Origin of the sequence: Nocardia sp. CS682, from assembly GCF_004634405.1 — a bacterium.
Classification (GTDB): Bacteria; Actinomycetota; Actinomycetes; order Mycobacteriales; family Mycobacteriaceae; genus Nocardia; species Nocardia ninae.
On record NZ_CP029710.1, the window covers coordinates 7,713,831 to 7,733,538 of the forward strand.

Below are 19,708 nucleotides of genomic sequence, written 5' to 3' on the forward strand. Positions count from 1 at the left end.
TCGCGCACACCGTGGCCGCGCACAGTAATCCGAAACGCCCGTCGTTTGCGGAGGTGACCACAATGCGCAGTGACTCTTACACCGAGTCTCGCGGTGCTACCGAGGACTATGTTTCGCCCTTCTCCGGGCTCTCACCCTTCGGTGAGGCGGTGGATGAAGCGGTCGAACAGTCGACCGCGGAGTTCGACGAGTCGCCGTTCGAGAGCTACTCGTTCACCGAATCTCCTTTCGGTGAGAATGCTTATTCGGCAGCCGACGAGCAGTCGCAGCTGGCCACCCAGTTCCTGGAGGCCTTGCACGACGAGGAGTTCACCGAGGCGCTGGAGCAGCTGCTCGACGAGGGCGCGGCCCGTGCGCTCGCCGACGCTCAGCAATGGTCGATGACGCCGTCGGAGGCCGAATGCCGGGAGTCGCTGCAGGAGTGGATCGCGCCGCTGATCACCGAGTGGGAACGCACCATCGACAATTTCGCCGGCGGACTGGAGAACGCGGATCTGCACGGGCTCGCCGAGCAGGAACTCGACGAATTGCTCGACTCCCTGGAGACGCCCGGCGCGCTCGGGTCCGAGGTATTCGAGAATTTCCTCGGCAAGATCGTCCGCAAGGTGAAGTCGGTCATCAAGCAGAAGGTCCGGCAGGCGATCGGGTTCGTGAAGAATCCGGTGAAGGGCGTCATCGGAATCGCCAAGAGCGGGCTGAAGACCATCAAGAGCGGCCTGCAGACAATCGGCAAGCACCTGATCGGGCCCCTGCTCGCGCGACTGAAGAAGATCGGGCTGTCCCTGCTCAAAGGGGTGGTCGCCAAACTGCTGAACCCGCTGACCCGAATCCTGCCCGCCGAGATCCGCCCGCTGGTGCCGATCCTGGCCAAGCGGCTCGGCATCGGTGAGGCGGCCGATGAAGCATCGGACGAGGCCGACGAGGGCGCCGACGAATTCGGCACCGCGGCCGAAATGTCGGAGGCCTTCGATCAGCAGCTGTTCGCGATGTTCAGCGCCGAAGAAGCCGGCGAAGCCGACGAGGCAGGCGCGGACGAGTACGACGAGGTCGATGCCGAAGAGCCGGAACACAATACGGTCGCCGAGCTGGACGACGCCCGCGCCCGGCTCGCGGCACAACTGAGCGCCTACACGGGGTCCGAGGAGCCGATCGCCGAGATCGAGCAGTTCATTCCCGCGGTGCTGGCGATCCGGCCACTGCTCAAGCTGGGGCTGAAAGTCACCGGCGCCCGGGCCAAACTGGTCAATCTGATCGCGCAGCCGCTGGCCAAGCTGATCAAGGGCATGGTCGGTCCGGACGCCGCGCGCACCATCGGGAAGATCGCCGGGCAGGACCCGTCGGTGCTGATCGCCCGCGCGGTGGTCGGTGTCGGGTTCACCGCGCTCGGCCTGGAAACCGCAGGACAAGAAGAAGATACGATCCCCGGCGAGGCGCTGGCCTCGGCCGTCGAGGCCACCGTGACGCGGGTGCTCGACGAACTGCCGGACGAGGCTTTCACCGACCCGTTGCAGGTCAGTGCCGCCGTGCAGCGCGCGTTCGCCGAGTCGGCCGCCGCCTACCTGCCGGACCGGTTGCTGCGCGCCGACCTGCCGGAACGCGAGACCGCCGAGGAGGGCGGCTTCTGGGTGATGATGCCGCGCTCCACCAAGCCGCGCTACCGATTCCGCAAGTACACCAGGGTTTTCGCGATGCCGATCCCACGGCAGGTCGCGCGGGCCGTGCGCTGGAACGACGGCGGCACGCTGGAGACGTACCTGCTCGACCGCGGCGTCGACCGCTGGCCCGTGCACGCGGAGATAGACCTCTACGAGACCCTGCCCGGCACCATGCTCGGCCACCTCACCCGAGACGAAACCCTGCCTGCCGCAGAGCATCCCGGTGCCGACGAATTCCAGCCGCTCACCGCGGAGGCCGCCGGACTGCTGCTCCGCGAACCCGCGCTGGGACGTCACCGCAAGGTCGGGACCGCGCCGGGCGCCTACCGGCCCGTGCCCGGGCAGCGGTACTTCCGGGTCCGGGTCGCGAAGCTGCCCGCCCGCAAGGCCCGCAGGCCGCGCAGGCTGACGACGGTCCGCTGGGATCCCGCGTCGAAGCGGCTCGGCATCGTGATCAAGCTGTCCGAGCGGCGAGCCCGCGGTTTGCAGGCCCGCCTGCAACGGGCCGCACCGGCCGGTCAGCGTGATCTGCCCGCCGTGCTGTCGGCGCTGCGCGAAATCTTCCTGCCCCGCCTGCAATATCGGATCGCCCGGCGGCTGCTGAAAGCGCAACTGGTCACCGATCCGGTCGCGGCCGCCAAGCTGGCCGGCGAACTGACCGCCGCGACCAGCACCGGCCTGGCCACCTACCTCGCGCAACGCGGTGCCCAATTCGCCGCTGCCGTAGCCGATCCGGCCGACGGGGTCACCCTGGCGGTGACGTTCACCGGCGTCCAGGCGGACTCGGCGCAACTCCCGGCCCCCGAAGTCGTCGCGACGCCCGGACTGAAGTGATGGACGCCCGATTCGCCACCGAGACAGCCGCGCTCGCCGCCGAGGCGAGGCACTGGCGGCGCGCCTGCGCGTCGCTCGGTGACCTCGAGGTGAGTGCGTCACCTGGGGCCTGGCGCGAGCTCGAGTCCTACCTCGGGCTCAGCGTCCGGGCGAGCCTCGGCGGTCAGGCACGCAGGCTCACCGCGCAGGCCGACCGGACGATCTTCACGATCAAAGGCGCGACGACCCAGTCCGATCTGAAGACCGCACGCGCGGAACTGCTTACGCTACGGCGCCGGTACAGCCGCGCGGAGGCGATGGTCGACTTCTACTGCGATGCGGTGAACACCCGGACGAATCCGCGCCTCGCCGCGGTCCTGCGCGGGCTGGACGCCTTGGCCGTGCACAGCATGGATCAGGTGTTGCGGCCGTTGGGTATCGACACGCCCTCGGTGCTGACCTACCTCGACAAGGGGATGGGTGCGTCGATCCTGCGGGCCGGTGCGCGGCTCTGGGATGCTTCGCTGTCGCCGGCCGCCGCCATCAAGATCACGCGGCACAACTTGTGGCAGCCCACCTCACTGGTGCACGAGACCGGCCACCAGGTAGCCCATTTGACCGGCTGGACAAAGGAATTGGCGGCCGCGCTGCACGCCGCGCTCGCCCCGCACAGCCCGATCGCCGCTGAGGCGTGGCAGAGCTGGGCGTCCGAAGTAGCGGCCGACGTATATGCCTTCTGCTTGCTCGGCTACGCGCCGGTACCTGCCCTGGCGACCGTCGTGGACGGTCCGTCGAGCCAGGTGTTCCGGATGCCGTTCGGTGACCCGCATCCGGTCTCGGCGCTGCGCGTGCAGTTCAACGCCGCGCTGTGCCGGGCCTGGTTCGGCCAGGGGCCGTGGGACGCGCTCGCCGCCCGCTGGCAGGCCAGACACCCACTCACGCAGGCCCCTTCGGATGTCGCCGCGATCATGGCGGCCAGCATGCCGCTGCTGCCCGCGATCGTCGACGTGTGCACACGAATGCCGATGCGCGCCTTCCACGGAGTGCCGTTGTCGACCCTGGCCGACCCGCGACGCGTGTCGCCGGGCGAGCTCACTCGACTGGCCGATCGCGCGGGGGCCTCGCTGTACACCTCGACCCACCTGCAACGGGTCGAGCCGATGCGAATCCTGGCGCTGACCGTGCTGCGCGGTCTCGAATCGTCCACCGCGCCATCGGAAATGGAGACATGGCTGCGACGGATGGGTGGCGGCGACCGCGTCGCCGCCTGAACGCACAGATAGGAGACCGAGATGGATAACGAGCCAGGCAAGGCGACGGTGGACGTGGATCAGCTGATCCAGTTGTTCACCGGCGTACTCCAGCAGTACCGGCAACCCGACCGCCCCGAGACGAACACGCTCCACGACGGCAACGACTTGACGCTGTCGATCTTCTCGGAGCTGCAGTACGCGTTGCAATCGCGCAACCTCTCGTCCAAAGGGCCGGTGGCGCAGGCGCTGCCCGCGCAGGTCGATGTGCAACGCAAGATGCTGTTCTTCAAGCGGAAGCTGCCGCGCTACGCGGAGCGGGTCGTGGTCATCCACCGCGGCAACCTCGCTCCCGAGGTGCACTACGTCTACGACCAGGAGAGCAGGGACGGCGGCAACGGCGGCGATTGCGATACGGCGACGACGTTCGACCTCGCACATCCCCACGAGGCGCTCGCCGTGCAGATCCAGGACTGCCACGAGCGGATCCGGCTCGTGAGCTTCGTGACGTTCGCGCCGATCGACACCGGTGGCGGCGTCCACGTCGCCGTGAACTCCGACTCGCCGCAAGCAATTTAAGGAAGGCAGCGCCATGTTCCGACAGTTGGCTACCAAGCTCCCCCCGCTCACCGGCTCGCTCACGCCGGCCGACGCGGTCTTCACATTCCATCCCGAGCAATTGAGCCGATGGCTGGACGAGGTCTGGGCGCAAGGCGGAATCACCAGCTGGCCCAAGGTCTTCAACCAGACCCAGGTACCGCTCGGCGACCCGGCCGCGGTCCGGATGACGCAGCTCCCGGACAACCTGATCCGGGAATCGTTCAAGTCCGGTGTGCACGGGCCGACTACGGGGACACCGCCGTTCACTCCGCCGCTGGGCTACAACCCGACCACCGACCCACAGGTGGTGCCGCTCTGGGACCACATGTTCTACGCGTACCTGGTGGAGAGCACCGGCGTCGTCGAGATCTTCGCGGAAGTGGTGCGGCGCTACGTCGTCGGCGAAACACTGCCCGCGCCCTCGGTGGAGACCATGACCTGGGTGCGGGCCACCGAAGAACTGTTCTTCCGTGATCCGCCGCTGTTCCGGGTGGGCGGGCTGACCAGTCAGCTGCGACCGGACGCCCGGGTGAACCGGCGCAATGCCTACTGGCGCATGTTCGGACTCGACCTGCCCCATCCCGCACCCGGTGCCGACAGTCAGGCATGGAAGCGAGATACCGGTGCCGCGAGCAACATTCGGTTCATCGAGATCTGGAACGAACTGCTGCGCCAGATCTGGCTCGGTATCGAGAACGAGCGCAACACCTCCGGCTCGAATCCGACCGACGCCAGCTACATCGGCTACCTGTGCCAGACCCTCGCGGAGATGCTGCGGCTGCGCCGCCTCGGCGGGATGCTCTCGCGCGAAGAGTTCAGCTACTCCTGCCTGCTGAACTGGTTCCACCTCACCGTCGACTACGAAAGCGCGGTGGTGCGCGACCTCAGCGCGAACGCGGGCATCGCGGGCGGCAATCCCGCCGACCGCCTCGCCACCGTCGGTGCCAGGGTCGGCGTCGCGCCCTCTCGTCAGGCGCGTGAGCTCTTCGAACTCGCGTCCCTGGTGTCGCCGCTGCTGTGGGCGATCGAGCTCGGTGTGTTCGACGAGCAGCCGCAAGCCGAGCTGCTCTATCGCTCCACCGGGGTGCCGGGGCCCGGCCCCGCGCAGACGATGAACCGAATCATCGATCTGTGGCAGTCGGCGACGGGCGAGCGGGTCAAGGACCTCGCTGTCACCGTGCGCCGCAGCACGAACCAGGTCCGTTCCGCGCAACCGGCGAAACTGCTGCCCGCAGGCGTGCTTTCCGGCGCCACCGCACCGGCGGCCCCGGTGACGAACGGACATCGACGAGTCGCCCCTCGGCTCTGAGCCGTTGGGACGCCGAGTCGTTCGCCACCGCGCGATAACGAGGGAGCCTGATATGAGTACCGTTGCCGAATCGTCGATCTTCGCCTCGCCCGAATCGACGCCTGATCCCGGCGGGTGGCCCACTCGCGAAGATGTGTTCGCCGAGGATGTGGGTGACACGGAGTCCAGCGAGAGCTTTACCTACGAAGCCGCCTACGGCCAGGAGGATGGGGATCTCGAAGCCGAGAATGAGGTTGTCTATTTCGAGGATGCTGCTGACCGCGCGGCGGAGGATGCTGACTTCGAAGCCGCGGGCGATGAGTATGCCGGGTACGAAGCGGCTGACTACGAGGATGCTGAGCCAGAAGCTGTGGACTCCGAGTACGGCGGGTACGAAGCCAGCGGTTACGAGACCACTGATCCCGAAGCCGGGTCCGAGTACACCGGGTACGAAGACTCGGGCTACGAGGACGCCGAGCCCGAAGCCGCGAGTTACGGGTACGAGGCGGCTGAGTACGAGGACGCTGACCCCGGAGCCTCGGGCTACGAGATTGCCGACTCCGAAGCCGCGGGCTACGAGTCTGCCGGCTACGAAGTCGGCGGCTATGCGGCGGCTGACTACGCGGAGGCGGACTATGAGAACGCCGACTATGAGAACGCCGATTACGGGGAAGCCGATTACGAGGACGCCGATTACGAGGACGCCCCACCGACCCCGGTGACGCCGGGCCGGTTGATCGTCAAACGTCATCCGCTGCTTCGCGCTCACGCGGGCACGCCACCGGACCTGCTCGTCGAGTGGAACGGCATGGTCGAACCCTCGGTGGTCGACGTCGTCGTCCACCTGCACGGCTACGCCGGACAGGGTGCGGCCATGAACATCGTCAAGCACAAGAAGCCCATCAGCGGACTGGATTTCACCGACCCCGCCAAGCCGTCGGTCACCGGGCGCACTACCCCGACGCTGCTGATCCTGCCGCGCGGCCATCACCAGCCGAAGGGCAATCCGGCGCGATACACGTTCCCGGCGCTCACCAAACCCGGTGCGCTGCAACGATTGATCGACGATGCCCTGGCCCGGTTCGGTGCCGCGACCGGGACCACCGTGCGACGCAACCGTTTGATCCTGACCGCACACTCCGGTGGGGGTGCCGCGCTGATGGCCATTCTCGGCCATACCGATCCCGATGAGGTGCACAGCTTCGACGCGTTGTACAACGACCCGCAGGCGCTGATCGCCTGGGCGCGCAAGCGCATGGCGGCGGGCACCGGTGTGCTGCGTGTGCTGTACCGCCCAGGTGAGGGCACCGCGCGGGCGAGTGAGCGGGTCGCAGCGGCGGTCCGGGGCGCGGCTTCGCCGAACTTCCGAGTAGAGCGAACACGAGTGCCGCACAACGACATTCCTCGTCGCTTCGGCTGGCAGCTGCTGGCCGACGCCTCCGCCGACTTGCGTGGGGGAGTACTGGCCGGCGAGAGCAGCGATGAGCTGTGGACGCCGCAGGAGGGCGATGGCGAGTACTGGGGCGAAACTGCCTGGGAAGCAGAGGATTACCTAGGTGAGTCGTCATCGCACGAGTGCGGTTGCCGGGGCAAGGAAAGCGAGTCCTCCGAAGCGCCGTGCCCGGCAAAACCCTCGCGCCGCAGCCTCGGAAAGTGCAGGCCCGCGCAGGACGACTGCAAGCCGGAGGCACCGTGGAGCGAGATGCAGAAGCGGTTCCGCAAGCGTTGCAGCTTGACCACACATCGCCTCGACCCTAAATCAGCGATCGACTGTGCGTGCGCATTCGGTGATCCCCGCGATGTGGCGATCTTCTCGATGGCGCGCGTGGTGGCTGCGGGCCCGCTTGCGGCGCGGCTGTTCGCCCATTTCCTCGGCGCCAGCGGCACCGAGGTCACCATCGATGTCGCCGACATGATCAAGCGGTCGGCCGGCGTGCGCGAGAAGATCCGCAAGTCGATGGCGCGCGGCGGCTCGTCCGGCGTGACCCGGATCGAGCAGAGCGAATACCGCGACAGCGAACTGCAATTCGCCTACGGCGCCATCGACTGCGTGCAGTGGCGGGTGCTGCCGCCCGTCGCGAAGGATTGGCGTAAGAAGCCAGGCACCCGGATCGAGATCTCGATGCTCGACTACTACGAATTCCATCCAGCCAGGCCGGGTGTGAGCCAATGCGCGCACGCGGCATGCGTGGAACTCGTGGCGCGCGGGCAGGCGAAGAACTTCTGGACCAGCGGAAGCGCGGTGGTCACCCTGGCCGACCTCGGGGCGCGTGCCCCAGCACCGGCACCCGCGCGGCCCAAACAGCGCCGCACCGTGGTCTACCAGAACACCTACTGACGCGATCGGAGGCGAAGTCATGACGACCTATGCCGAGTGGCCTGTCCGCGAAAACTATCCGGGCACTGCCGAATACGACCACGAGGTGGACTCCGAGGACATCGATGCCGAGGATTTCGGTGACGAGGTGGTCGGCGCGGCCGAGGAGTCCGGCGCGGTCGAACAGCACGAGTTCGACGAAGCCTTCGCCGATGCCTTCTTCGAAGCCGAGGCCTTCCCCTCGGGGCTGGTGCTCACGGCCAGACCCGGCCCGTCGGGCGCCGGTCAAGAGCATTGGGATCCGAACAACACCGGTCTGCCGCTCTATGACACCGGCCCGGAGGTACGCAAGAAGAAGCTGGCGCCGAACTTCACCGTCGGTGAACTCGTCAGCAGCGGTGGACGACCCGCCGACCGGGCTCGTATCTCGCCCGCCCTCGTGCGCTGCCTGCAGGCCATCCGCGAGCGCGCCGGGCGGCCGGTGAAGATCAGCTCGGGGTACCGCTCGTGGGCGAGCAACGTCGCCGTGTACCGGGCTCGTGGGAAACAGCCGACGCTCAGCAGGCATTGCAGCGGACAAGCCGCCGACATCAGCATTGCCGGCCTGACCGGGCTACAGATCGCCGAACTCGCGATCGACGCCTGTGGCAATGACATCGCCCTCGGTGTCGGTGGGAATTTCGCGCACATCGATGTGCGGGGACGGCCGGACACCTGGACCTATATGTCGGGCAAAGCCAATGCGGCCGCGCTTGCCCATGTGCGGCAGTATCGCCGAAACCGCAGCGCACCAACGCCTAAGCCGGTCCCTACGCCAACGCCGACTCGGACGCCCGATCGTGCCGCAGGCATCGTCCGTCGCGGCACCTTCACCAAATGCGCGACGGGCGAGCAGCCCGGAGCACGGGCGATGGCCGATCAATGGAAGCGGTTGACCGGCCGGAAGGCAGGCACATTCAACTGCCGCTCCACCACATTCGGCACCCCGTCGCTGCACGGGGAGGGCCGGGCGATCGATCTGTACGCGAACGCGGCGGACCCGACGCAGCGTGCGCAGGTCGACGCTTACCTTTCGTGGCTGCAAGCCAATGCTGTGGAACTGCAAGTGGCCTACATCATCTGGAATCGCAGGCAGTGGGGTTGGCAGTTCCGCGCCAAAGGATGGCGGCCGTACGGGGGCAGCAATCCGCACACCGATCACATCCACGTCGATCTCAGCTGGGAGGGTGCACGGACGCCGAGTCCGCTGTTCGCCGGGCCGGTTCCGGGCCTCGGCGGGAATGCCGCACCGACGCCCGTACCGACGCCGACCCCTGTGCCGAGACCTGTTCCGAAGCCGGCGGGACGCATCCCGGCACACGTCGTCGAGTTCGTACGGAAGTACCGCCCGCACGCGCAGGCGAACGAAACCCGCAGCCGCATCCCCTGGCTGGTCACCCTCGGCCAGGCCGCGCTCGAAACCGGCTGGGGCGCAAAAGCCTGCGGAAACAACTTCTTCGGCATCAAGGCGGCGCCGAGCCTGCCGGAGTCCCAGCGCAGACTCTGCACGACCACCGAGGTGCACGCCACCCCGAACGTGCGGAGCTACCCCGAGGTCGTCTCCGTGACGCCGCGCCCCGACGGCCGCTACACCTACGTCGTGAAGGCCTGGTTCCGCGCCTTCGCTTCGCCGGCGGAGTCGTTCGACGGACACGCACGCGTACTGCTCGCGCCGCGCTACGCCAAAGCCTTCGCGCACACCGCCGACCCTTACGCCTTCGCCCGCGAAGTGGCTGCGGCCGGGTACGCCACCGAGCCCAGCTACGCCGCGACGTTGACCGGCGTCATGCGACTGATCGAGAAAGTGCCGTAGCTCGGCGGCACAACGGCGAACTCATGCCGCCGCAGCCGTCTCGTGGACCGACCGCCACATGTACCCGTGGTCGGTCCTGAGCAGTATCGCGGTGACCAGCCGACGAGTCCGGCTCTCGCCCAACCGGTTCTCGGCGATGAACCGAACGGTGACAATGCTGCCGCTCTGCGCGATCTCCTCGACGCCGGTGATCGCGATGTCGAACCCCGGCTGCGCGTTACGCGCCGACCACACCCCCGCCAGCAACGTGTCCCGATCGATCACCTGCCCCACCGTGGTCACCGACGAAAACTTCTCGTCCAACGCATTGGCGAACCGGTCGAACACCTTCGGTGGCGCATTCGAGCCCATCCACTCGGCAAGGTCCGAGTGCAGGGCCTCGATCACATCGGCCAGATCGGGGTGTGCAGGCATCGCGGCAATCTCGGTCTCAGCGGGCCCGGTCGGCCCATGCCGAAGATCATATCCACCAGCGCTCTGCGCGTGCCGGGATCGCCGCCTGCAGCCGGGCAGGCGGCAATCCCGTTGGGTGCCGGAATATCAGGCAGTGCAATTCTTTTGGGCGTCGGTGCGGACCTTGCGGCCGGTGAACTCCTCGAGAATGGCGATGTTCTCGGGGGCGTAGTTCTTCGCGGTGATCTTATCGGCGTCGGGGCTGCCGAGCTTGCTGCCGTAGGGTGCGGATTTCTCCAGCCAATAGGCGGTGCGCAGGAATTGGGTGAGCACCAGGTCGCGGAGCTTGGGCTCGTTCTTGATCTTTGCCCAGTAGTCGGCGTGCTTGCTCTTGGCTACGCGCAAGTACAACAGCAGATAACGGAGATTGGTCGCGGCGATATCCCGGGAGTTGCTGGCACCGATTCCCTTGATGTATTCCTGCACCACGGTGGCGGCGGGCAGGCCCATCAGGCCGGCGTTCAACTCGGCGGTCACCCCTTGCATGCGATAGTTGCCCTGCTCGCGATCGCGCAGATAGATGCCGTCCATGTCGTCGCTGAGCTTGTCCGTGATCAACGGCAGGATTTCTTTGCGCGGGAAGCCGCCGTGCAGCGGGATGGCGGTCATCTGCTGCGAGGCATTGATCCAGGACGCGGTGTACTTGTCCCATTCGGTGCGTGACCCGTCCAGGTCCCACATGTGGGTCTCCTCGTGGATCGCCACCATCATCGACTCGGCGAACGCCTCGAAACTGCTCGTTTCCACGAACTGATTCCAGTACGGGTCCTTGGCCTGGGCGATCGCCAGCTTCTCCCCGCTCGGCCAGCGGCGTTTGTACATGGCCTGCAGGGTCGGCATCCAATTCGACCGGGAGAAGCGCGCTTTGAGGTCGCTGATATCGGCCTGCGGTGTGTTGGGCTCTTCGTAACAGAACGGTGCGGCGGCCACCGGGTCGGCGTTGTCGCCGCTCGGTACCGGTACTGCCTCCGCCACCGAGCCGGTCCCGAGCGACAGGATCAAGCAGGCGGTGACGATGGGTAAAAGACGTTTGCGGTTCACGGGGTGCCTCGCTTCGGAGGGGATGTGCAGGGGCAATGGGCTGAACAGTCAGACGAACCCGTGACCGGTGGACGCTGGGGAATTTGCTATGTGCTCGCAGTGAGTGGGGCGTCGCAGGGTATGGCCGAGCGAAAACCGAGAACCGCTGTGCGAGAGTGTTTCCCAGCTGACGGCCGTGGGGTACGCCGTCATTTCTGAACAACTTTGTGAATAGTGACACGAAACACGCGCACCGGATCTCCCCAGTGGAAGTGGGGAGATTTCGCGAATTACTGGGCGAAATGGACGGCAGCACAGGCTATCCGGAGGGGGTGATCTGGCTCACCTGGTGTCACAAGGATCGAGCGCCCGGTGTCTTGTGGCCGAACCAGTGAAAACTTAGGAGAACCCCATGAACCTCGCACTGTGGATCGCCGCCGGACTGCTCGCCGCGGTTGCCCTCGCCAGCGGCGTCATCAAGATGGTCGTACCGCTGGAGAAGGTGGCCGCGACCTCCGGTGGGGAATGGATCGAGGACTTCGGCGCCGGGTTCATGAAGGCGCTCGGCGTCCTCGAAATCCTGGCCGCGGTCGGACTGATCCTGCCCGCCGTGCTCGATATCGTGCCGGTCCTGGTACCGGTCACCGCCGTCTGCTGGGTGGTGCTGATGATCGGCGCGATGATCGTTCATCTGCGCCACGGTGGTGTCAAGTTCGCGGTGGTGAATCTGCTCTATATCGCTCTTGCGGTTTTCATCGCATGGGGCCGCTTCGGTCCGCATTCCTTCACTGCCTGAACGATTTTGCCGCCGATATCGTCGGCGCGCACGTCAACGGCCCCGCACTCATGCCATCGAGTACGGGGCCGTCCAGCGGGGCAGGACTCAGTTGAGACCGGTGACGTCCTGGGCGATCGCCGCGAGCCGCGTCTGGGCGGCCGAGACGACACCATGCCGGTTCTTGTTCGTTTCCTCGTACGCGATCACCGCGCGCACGTCGGCGGGGTCGGTCAGTTCCTTGATCGCCGCGACCGCCTGGCTGACGTTCAAATCGTCGTAGTCGCCGATGGGCAGCTCACGAGATTCGAGGACGCCGGTGGCCGTGCGGAACGAGTGCAGGGTGTCGGCGGTGCCGTCCGCACCTTCGCGGCGGGTGACCTGCTCGGCGGTTTCCAGGGCAGCGTCACGCGAGGCGGTGAAGGTTTTCACCGCGACATCGCCCACGCGCGCACCCCGGGCCAGCAACTCGCTGAGCGCGGGCGGGGCGGAACGGAAGGTGTCCAGCGCCCGGTCCAGGCCGCGGGCGGACCAGGTGACCGGGATGGTGGCCAGCTTGACCACGGTTCCGCTGGCCGCCTGGAGCGGGGTGCGGCGCAGTGCCGCCGGACCGCCGAGGGCTTCCTCGGCCAGTACGGTGGTCAGCCAGGTGACGGTCGCCGAGTGCGCGGTGATCAAACGCTCGGCCAACACCACCACGTCGGTGCGCTGGGCGGTGGTAGCGAGGGCCTTGATGTAGCGGGCCCGATCAAGGAGCTGGTGCTCGAGGTTGAGGTCGCCGAGCAAGGCTTCGTCGAACGGCTGGGCCTGTTCGCCCATGGTCTTGACCGCAGCGGCGGCCCGGCCGATGAACGGGCCGATCACCGCGGGGACACCTCCGAGTTCGCGGATGGCGGACTCGATGGCCTCGGCGCGGGCGCGGGCGTTGTCGGCGTTCTCGGACAACTCGCGGCGCACCGCCTCCGTTCGCGCCTGCGCGATACGGGTCTCCGCCACCTGGATTTCGGTGTTGGTCAGATCGCGGACGGCGCGTAACTGCGCCAGCAAGGTAGTGATGTCGCGTGTGCTCATGAAGATCTCGTCCTTAACATTGACGCTGCTGGGCGGCGCGACGTTGCACCACTACCCGAATACCCCACACGCCCACCCAAAACATTGGGCTACAAGTGATTTCGACCGCACAGGCCCGATATTCCCCGGTCATCGGGTCAGCAATGCATCTGCAAGTGCCCATCAGCCACTGCCTGGCAAGCAGCCCGCAATTGTCTGAAATCCCCACTGTGCGGTGACGTTCGAACGGCTAGCGCCCGACCCCGAACCATGGCAAACGGTTACCGGAGATCAGCTTGTCGATCCGCGCGTACTCGGGTCACTGCGACTGTAGGGATCAGCCGAGTGCGTGTTCGGTGACCGAGGACGTGAGGTTGGTGCCGTTGAGGTCCAGGTACAGGGAGCGTTCGGTGATCGACAGGGTTGCGGTGTTGCGACGGTCCACCGCGGCGACGGCGGCGTCGATGAAGGCGCGGTCGAAGCTGTAGAGGGGGATGGCTTCGGCGCGATGGATGCGTTTGCCTGCGAGTTGGGCCAGCACCTTGGCCGGGTCGCGATGGGTGTAGACGGCGGCGCGGCCAGCGAGTTTGCTGCCGCGGTGCAGACGTTCCGCGTCGGGCGCGCCGACCTCGATCCAGGCGGTGAGGCGGCCGGTGAGGTCGCGCACCACAACTGCGGGCTCGTCGGTGGACGAGACGCCACCCTCGCTGAAGGCGATACCGTCCTGGTATTCGAGGCAGTAGGCGAGCAGGCGGGTCACCATGAACTCGGCGGTCTCGGACGGGTGGCGCGCGATCCGCAACTCCAGGTCCTGGTACACGTCGCGGTCGACGTCGGCCAGTTGGACGGCGAAGTTGTGCAGTGTTGCGGGAAGGGCCATAAGTCCAGGAGCTTAGGTGAGCCCCGATACCCGCCCGGTCGGCGGCGCTGGTCAGGGGATGAACCGGGTGTCGGGGTGGCGCGGATCGTTCCCGTCGAACAGGTCGCTGGGGAGGCCTTTCAGGTGCAGGTCGAAGAAGGCCGCGATGTAGTCCTGCTGCGCGCTCACCGACCGGGCCGGATGGATGGTGCCGACTTCGCGCTGCCGGGTCTCCGGCGACAGCAGGCTGGCACACTGTGGCACCGCGACCTGCAAATCGGTGAAGCTGTTGTGCGCGGCGCCGTCGAAGTGCAGATCCCGTTTCCAGCCATGCTGATTGGTCCAGAACTCGCGCCAGCTCGGATCCATGTCGTCCACGTGCGAATGCTCGAACTCACGCTTCGTCTCCGGGTGCACACCGTCGGCGCCGACCAGCATGAACGGCCGATCCACGCCGTGGCGCACGACCTCGCCGAGCTTGCCGACGCCCATGCTGCCGTCGAGGTTGATCCCCGCGCCGATGCGTGGATCGCGGAACATCGCTTCGCCCGCCGTGTAGCCGCCCAGCGAGTGACCGAACATGCCTACCTTCGACAGGTCGAGCGCCTCCGCCAACCCCGCTGGTAGCGTGCGGTTTTCGGTATCCGGATTCGCCCCTCGGGCCAGGCGGCTCAGCTGGTCGAGCACGAACCCGGTGTCGGCCACGCGCGCATCGATCGAGGTCGCGAGGTACTGCGGATCCGGCTTGGCATCACTGCTGAGCATGCGTCCGCCGGGGAACTCGACGACTTTCGCGTCGTAGGTGTGGGAGATGGACACGACGACGTAACCGTGGCTGGCCAGATCGTCGGTGCGGACCGAATTGAGTTCGCGCACCACGCCGAACCCGTGCGAGAACAGCACGACCGGCCAGGCGCCGCCGACGCGGTCGACCTCCACCCCGGTGCTCGCCTGGCGCTTGGTGCCACCCCAATCGACGGTGCCCGGCGACAGACCGAGTGTGGGCGCGTCGGACGCGAGCCGGTCGACCGCGTCCGCCACCGCAGGTGACATCCATGGGGCGCGGTCGCCCGTGCGTTGCGCCGGGTAGGTCACGGTGACCATCAGCTCCCGCTTGTCGGCCGGATGCCACGGATCCTGGCGCGAGTCCACCAGATGCAGGTCGACCGTGCCCACCGGATAGCGGCCGCTGAGCGGCGGCAAGGTGATCTTGGCCGCCGTACCGGTCGTCTCGGGTGCGGACTGTTCGCATGCGGACAGCGCGATGGTTGCGGCCAGCGCCGCGGCCAGTGCCAGCGCGCAACCGCGCAATGTGGACACTTTGTGGGTCCTCCTCGACGGTCGGCTCGACGTCATGATGGCAAAGGTTCCGTTGCGCGCGCGTCAGCCCGACGGCCGAGTCGGCGTACCCCGAGATGTGTAGGGGTATACCCCGAACGGTCTATTTCTTGCGCCGAGGACCACCGGCGCTGTCACGAGCGCGACCCAATGCCGCGTCGGGTCTGCGTACTCGCCAGCCTAGACTTGTCGATCGAGAGGAAAGGACAGTCGATGAAGCGAAACCTGAACTGCCCCTGCGGAGAAGCCATCGTCGGGACCGACGAGGACGACCTGGTGGCCAAGACGCAGGCCCATCTGGCCGAGAATCATCCCGGGCACGAGTACTCGCGCGACGAGATCTTGTTCATCGCTTACTGATTCACCGAGCAGGCGGCCCCGCTCAGTTACGCGGCCAGCTCACCGGGTCCGGCAGGCACAGGCTCGCCGAGCGAGTGGTCGGCACCGGTCCGGTGCCGGCGGGGAAGGTCCACTGGGAGATCGGGCCCGCCGCCTTCCATCGCAGCGCACCCCCGTCGGAAACCACCTCGTACACCGACTCGCTACCACCGACGAGCTGGGTGCCCACGCAATAGTCGTTGTACTCGGTGCCCGGTTGCTGCGCTCCGGCGCTGAAAGTCCCGGCCGGGTCGGTGCGAGCCCCGGGGTTGGCCACGGTGCTCGGCGTGCCGCGGGCCGCCCCGCGAACCCAGCGTGGCGCACCGAGTTGATCTGTCGCACAGGTGAAAGCGCGGCCACCGGCCACGACGGTCGTGCCCTGCGCATGGCCGGCGCCTGCCCACAGGCAGTCGGCGGCGGGCGTGGCAGCGGCGGCCGCGGGTCCGGCGGCGGCACTGCCTGTCGCCGCGCCGACCAGGCCCGCGGTGGCGACCGCGGCCACGGCGAGGGTCAATCCGCCGCGCAGTCGAGTGCAGGTGGGACGCATGCGGCGCTGGGCGGATGCGTTGGGAGCGAGTGATTCCGGTTCGACGTTGAGCATGTCCTGACCATAGAAATCGGCGGTGCGGCACGGCATCACGCCGCAGCGCTATTTCGCGGCGGTACCGGGGAGCTAGGGGTGATTCCGCATCGCTCGGGGCGGCCGTCTCAGGGGAGCGCTAGGGTAGTCGTCCGCGAAAGCGCTTCGGTGGAAGGCGATCCGGCGACCGGGCCACCGCACCGTTGACGTGTCCGATCAGGCCAGCGCGCAGTGGTGTCACAAGGAGGCCGCCTGCGGGCCGCGCGGCCGGGCGCCCGGAAACCGGCACGAAGTCGGCAACAGAACTTCTGCCACCGTCGCGCCCAACACCTCCCCTATATCACCGAAACATGCACTGCTATATGGAATCTCGTACAGTGGACAGACCTGCGATTTTCGTCCGTCGCGCTGCTGGGAGGGGGGTCCGATGATAGGATGGATCGGACACGAGGGATGTTCGGGCAGATGAGTTCCTCGGGTGAAATCGTTCGGAACAAGGCGGAACCCGCCTTGTTCTTCGTGTGCGAGAGGGGACTTGAACACGAACTCCGCATTGGTGTGCCCGCGGCACGAGGTGTAGGTCGAGCGGTTATTCCGGGGATAGGGAATACCGCCGGTTCATTGTGTCCCGATTCGAATGGCTCAGCATTCTCCGTGTTGTCGGCGCGGCGGCCGGAGTGGTCATCGTGTTCAGAATTATTGTCGCCGCGACGCCGGGGGTGGTCATCGTGTGCAGAAAATCGGTTTCACCATATATGGTGGCGTACAAGGATGTCCGTTGTCGGCTTCTTCGCCGATGTAGAAGTCCAACTCTCGAGCGTATCCACGCCGACGCCCGTTCCGGGCTGGAACTGGTAGTTTCCGAAATGTTTCCGGAAGTCGGCGAACCGGGCCGCGAGGTTAACACCATTCACAAATAACGCCGCGAATCACGCTGGCGATCCGCAGATTGCGAATGCAGGGGCGTTTCGACACCGTATCGTTGCTGGAACTCTGCCAATGTGAAATATTGCTGTCCGCGCTAGTTAGTCACCGCAGACACGGCACAGCGACGTGCCTTCCGCATCGATTCGTCCCGGCTTGTTGTGGCGGTTCGGATCGGTACTGGCGGCGGGGCGAAGTGTGCTACGGAATGATCTCGGCTTCGACGCAGGAGTACCGCCGTGAGTGAACACAGGTTGAACGTGGACGACGATGCGAGAGTCGGAGTTGCCGACGTAGTCATCGAGATTCCTATCGAGTCGATAGACATCAGTGGCGCACTGCGTGTGCGTGCTGAAGACTCTGCACATACCCAAGTGCTGGCAGCGACGGAGGCGGAACTGCCGCCGATCCTGGTCCACCGAGAAACCATGCGGCTGATCGACGGTGTACACCGTCTGAAAGCCGCGAAACTGAAGGGGGCCAACGTCATCCGGGCACAGTTCTTCGACGGCACCGAGGAAGAGGCGTTCGTGCTCGCCGTCCAGGCCAACATCGCGCACGGCCTGCCGTTGTCGATCCTCGATCGCAAAGCCGCCTCGCTGCGCATCATGCGGATGTATCCGCTGTGGTCGGATCGCAAGGTCGCCGAGGTGGCGGGGCTGGACCACAAGACGGTCGGTGCGGTGCGCAGGCAGTCGTCTGGGGATGTTCCCCAGACGAGGCATCGATTAGGCCGCGACGGCCGGATGCGCCGAGTGCGCCGACCGGACGTCGAACACCAGCGCCGGAAAAAGTCCTGCGACGGTACCGAGGGTGCGCCGTTGACGCCCGATCCGGCACCGCCGGAGCGGGTTTGCCCCTCCTCGGTATTGCAGAGCCTGCGCCGCGATCCGTCGCTGCGGCTCACCGAGACGGGCCGGACGGTATTGCGCTGGCTGGACGCCAGTCCGCGCACGCCGACGCAGTCGCTCGATCTCGCGGATCGGATCCCGGAACACTGCCTGAATCTCGTGCTCGATATGGCTCGGCAGAACGCGGCCAACTGGCAGGACTTCGCCACCCGAATCGGCGATCGGCTGCAGGCGAAATGATGGTGCATTTTACCTCGGGATACGGTGCGTGACTTGCGAATCGACAATTATCCGCAGGTCACGCACCGGCGATCCTTCGGCGCCGCGATACCGCTCGCTGTACCGGTGCGGTCGGCATCGAACGCTATTCGGTACGGAGCGCCGGTGCGCACCCGTGCCGGGTCGAACGTGGCGCCGAAGGTCCGGCGGGCGACGCCGTCGCACAGTAGTGTCCGCATGGCGTCAACCGCGCTCGATGACACAGTATTTCGGCGCACATGCGCCGAAAGTGGCGTTGTCCGAGCGCAAGTGCGGTACATCGCACCGAATAGTGCTTTCGGGGAACTTAATCAACTCGTGATACGAACTCCCCAGTAACTCCCCAGTCGAATCTATCGCCCGCGGTGTGGTTCTACTTGAATATGAAATACCCACATCGAAGGGCGGCTCGCGTCAGTGCTACCGCGGTGTTCGTTTTAGCGGCAACGGTTTTCACAACCAGCTCCGGTGCCTTCGCCCAGCCTTCGTCAACCACGCCGACGACCACTCCTTCGACGTCGGCCCCCACGACTCCACCGTCACCGTCCGGCCCGACCACGACGATCGAGCCCACCACGACGACGACAGAACCGACGACGACGATCGAGCCGACGACGACCTACTCGTCCACGACCACCGATCCGACGACGACCACCACTACTGCGCCGACGTCGACCACCAGCCCGTCGACCACCATCGCGCCGTCGACCACCAGCCCCTCGCCGACCACGGCCCCAGGCATTTTCGATCTCCCCACCATCCCGAAGAACGTGTTCACCGATCCCGACGGAATCGCCATGCAGGTGATCTTCAAGAACCCGCTGCCGAAGCCGGCGGGCGTGCCGTCCGAGGCGCAGGCGATCGCCCAGGCCCAGGCGCCGAGCGTGCAACGGGTCTTCGGCGCCGAATCGATCGGCAACCTGGTCGTGGACAAGGCATCCCAGGTCGGCCGAGGCGCCACCGTCGAGCTGCGGCAGGAAATCGACGCGGTGCCGGTCTACGGCGCGAAGGTGGCGCAGTCACTGGCCGCCGACGGCTCGCTCGTCTCGGCGAGTGGCGCGTTGTCGCAGCAGACGCAGGGCAAGTATCCGACCGGCGCCACCACACCGCCCGCGACAGTGGCGGACACCGCGGTGCGCGCGCTGGCTCAGGAGACCAAGCAGCCGCGAGGCAAGTTCGCCGTCTTCGCGACGGCCGCCATGTGGTACGACCCGAAGCTGGCCGCCAAGGACGGTGCCCCCAGCGTGGCGGTGCCCGCGTACAAGGTCGCGATCAAACGCGCAGGCACGCAAGGCGATCAGTCCGCGCAGTGGGTCCTGTTCATCGATGCCAACAACACCGGCCGTGTGCTGGACAGCTGGCACGAAACCGGGTCGAAGCCCGAGGGCAGACCCCGTCGCTGAACGGTGCCGCACAGCAGCTCGTCACCTTCCGAGGGTTGGGCGCC

General features: G+C 66.6%; 17 protein-coding genes. 10 read left to right on the plus strand and 7 right to left on the minus strand.

The window, feature by feature from the left end; translation table 11 throughout:
- Window positions 1-62: 62 nt before the first annotated feature.
- From DMB37_RS34985 to DMB37_RS35010, 6 genes are read left to right on the plus strand one after another with little or no spacing between them, the layout of a single operon-like run.
- Window positions 63-2,489 (plus strand): hypothetical protein, encoded by a 2,427-nt coding sequence (locus DMB37_RS34985; protein ID WP_240771794.1) that lies wholly within the window; start codon window positions 63-65, stop codon window positions 2,487-2,489.
- Window positions 2,489-3,739, plus strand: a complete 1,251-nt coding sequence (locus DMB37_RS34990) for a hypothetical protein (protein ID WP_135236347.1) — start codon at window positions 2,489-2,491, stop codon at window positions 3,737-3,739. The genes DMB37_RS34985 and DMB37_RS34990 overlap by 1 nt, the downstream gene beginning before the upstream one ends.
- A gap of 21 nt (window positions 3,740-3,760) precedes the next feature.
- Complete coding sequence (locus DMB37_RS34995; RefSeq protein WP_135236348.1) at window positions 3,761-4,297, plus strand: hypothetical protein; 537 nt, start codon at window positions 3,761-3,763, stop codon at window positions 4,295-4,297.
- Between the two features lie 13 nt (window positions 4,298-4,310).
- A complete protein-coding gene (locus tag DMB37_RS35000) occupies window positions 4,311-5,627 on the plus strand; it encodes a hypothetical protein (RefSeq protein ID WP_135236349.1) in 1,317 nt (438 codons plus the stop codon).
- Between the two features lie 52 nt (window positions 5,628-5,679).
- On the plus strand, window positions 5,680-7,944 hold the full coding sequence (locus DMB37_RS35005; RefSeq protein ID WP_135236350.1) for a hypothetical protein: 2,265 nt from the start codon (window positions 5,680-5,682) through the stop codon (window positions 7,942-7,944).
- Window positions 7,945-7,963: 19 nt separating this feature from the next.
- The gene (locus DMB37_RS35010) at window positions 7,964-9,775 is read left to right on the plus strand and encodes a glucosaminidase domain-containing protein (RefSeq protein ID WP_135236351.1); all 1,812 of its coding nucleotides are present in this window, start codon (window positions 7,964-7,966) and stop codon (window positions 9,773-9,775) included.
- 21 nt (window positions 9,776-9,796) lie between these two features.
- Here DMB37_RS35010 and DMB37_RS35015 read toward each other — a convergent pair whose 3' ends face one another.
- Together DMB37_RS35015 and DMB37_RS35020 are read right to left on the minus strand one after the other, a co-directional pair.
- On the minus strand, window positions 9,797-10,189 hold the full coding sequence (locus tag DMB37_RS35015) for a hypothetical protein (protein ID WP_135236352.1): 393 nt from the start codon (window positions 10,187-10,189) through the stop codon (window positions 9,797-9,799).
- A 126-nt stretch (window positions 10,190-10,315) separates the two neighbouring features.
- Window positions 10,316-11,269, minus strand: coding sequence for a hypothetical protein (locus DMB37_RS35020; RefSeq protein ID WP_206055076.1), 954 nt, complete (start codon window positions 11,267-11,269; stop codon window positions 10,316-10,318).
- 391 nt (window positions 11,270-11,660) lie between these two features.
- Here DMB37_RS35020 and DMB37_RS35025 point away from each other — a divergent pair, with 391 nt between their 5' ends.
- Window positions 11,661-12,044 (plus strand): DoxX family protein, encoded by a 384-nt coding sequence (locus tag DMB37_RS35025; protein WP_135236353.1) that lies wholly within the window; start codon window positions 11,661-11,663, stop codon window positions 12,042-12,044.
- A gap of 87 nt (window positions 12,045-12,131) precedes the next feature.
- On the opposite strand, the gene DMB37_RS35030 is transcribed toward DMB37_RS35025, so the two are convergent.
- The 3 genes from DMB37_RS35030 to DMB37_RS35040 all read right to left on the minus strand — a co-directional run bounded on the left by DMB37_RS35030 (window position 12,132) and on the right by DMB37_RS35040 (window position 15,252).
- Window positions 12,132-13,094 carry a ferritin-like domain-containing protein gene (locus DMB37_RS35030; protein WP_135236354.1) on the minus strand — a complete coding sequence of 321 codons (963 nt, stop codon included), beginning with the start codon at window positions 13,092-13,094 and terminating at the stop codon, window positions 12,132-12,134.
- 316 nt (window positions 13,095-13,410) lie between these two features.
- Window positions 13,411-13,953: a YaeQ family protein gene (locus tag DMB37_RS35035; RefSeq protein WP_135236355.1), complete on the minus strand. Its 543-nt coding sequence runs from the start codon at window positions 13,951-13,953 to the stop codon at window positions 13,411-13,413.
- Between the two features lie 51 nt (window positions 13,954-14,004).
- Window positions 14,005-15,252 (minus strand): hypothetical protein, encoded by a 1,248-nt coding sequence (locus DMB37_RS35040; RefSeq protein ID WP_206055077.1) that lies wholly within the window; start codon window positions 15,250-15,252, stop codon window positions 14,005-14,007.
- 231 nt (window positions 15,253-15,483) lie between these two features.
- Here DMB37_RS35040 and DMB37_RS35045 point away from each other — a divergent pair, with 231 nt between their 5' ends.
- A complete protein-coding gene (locus DMB37_RS35045; RefSeq protein ID WP_107655595.1) occupies window positions 15,484-15,630 on the plus strand; it encodes a DUF1059 domain-containing protein in 147 nt (48 codons plus the stop codon).
- A gap of 22 nt (window positions 15,631-15,652) precedes the next feature.
- Here the strand turns inward: DMB37_RS35045 and DMB37_RS35050 are convergent, their stop codons facing one another.
- Entirely contained in the window at window positions 15,653-16,249 is a 597-nt protein-coding gene (locus DMB37_RS35050) for a hypothetical protein (RefSeq protein WP_135236357.1), read from the minus strand.
- A 1,277-nt stretch (window positions 16,250-17,526) separates the two neighbouring features.
- Between DMB37_RS35050 and DMB37_RS35055 the strand changes: the two genes are divergently transcribed.
- Window positions 17,527-18,243, plus strand: coding sequence for a ParB/RepB/Spo0J family partition protein (locus DMB37_RS35055; protein ID WP_370465260.1), 717 nt, complete (start codon window positions 17,527-17,529; stop codon window positions 18,241-18,243).
- Window positions 18,244-18,880: 637 nt separating this feature from the next.
- Here the strand turns inward: DMB37_RS35055 and DMB37_RS41770 are convergent.
- Window positions 18,881-19,003 (minus strand): hypothetical protein, encoded by a 123-nt coding sequence (locus tag DMB37_RS41770; RefSeq protein WP_255508330.1) that lies wholly within the window; start codon window positions 19,001-19,003, stop codon window positions 18,881-18,883.
- Window positions 19,004-19,031: 28 nt separating this feature from the next.
- On the opposite strand from DMB37_RS41770, the gene DMB37_RS40825 reads away from it, so the two are divergent.
- A complete protein-coding gene (locus DMB37_RS40825; protein WP_167769030.1) occupies window positions 19,032-19,664 on the plus strand; it encodes a hypothetical protein in 633 nt (210 codons plus the stop codon).
- The last annotated feature ends 44 nt before the right edge of the window (window positions 19,665-19,708 follow it).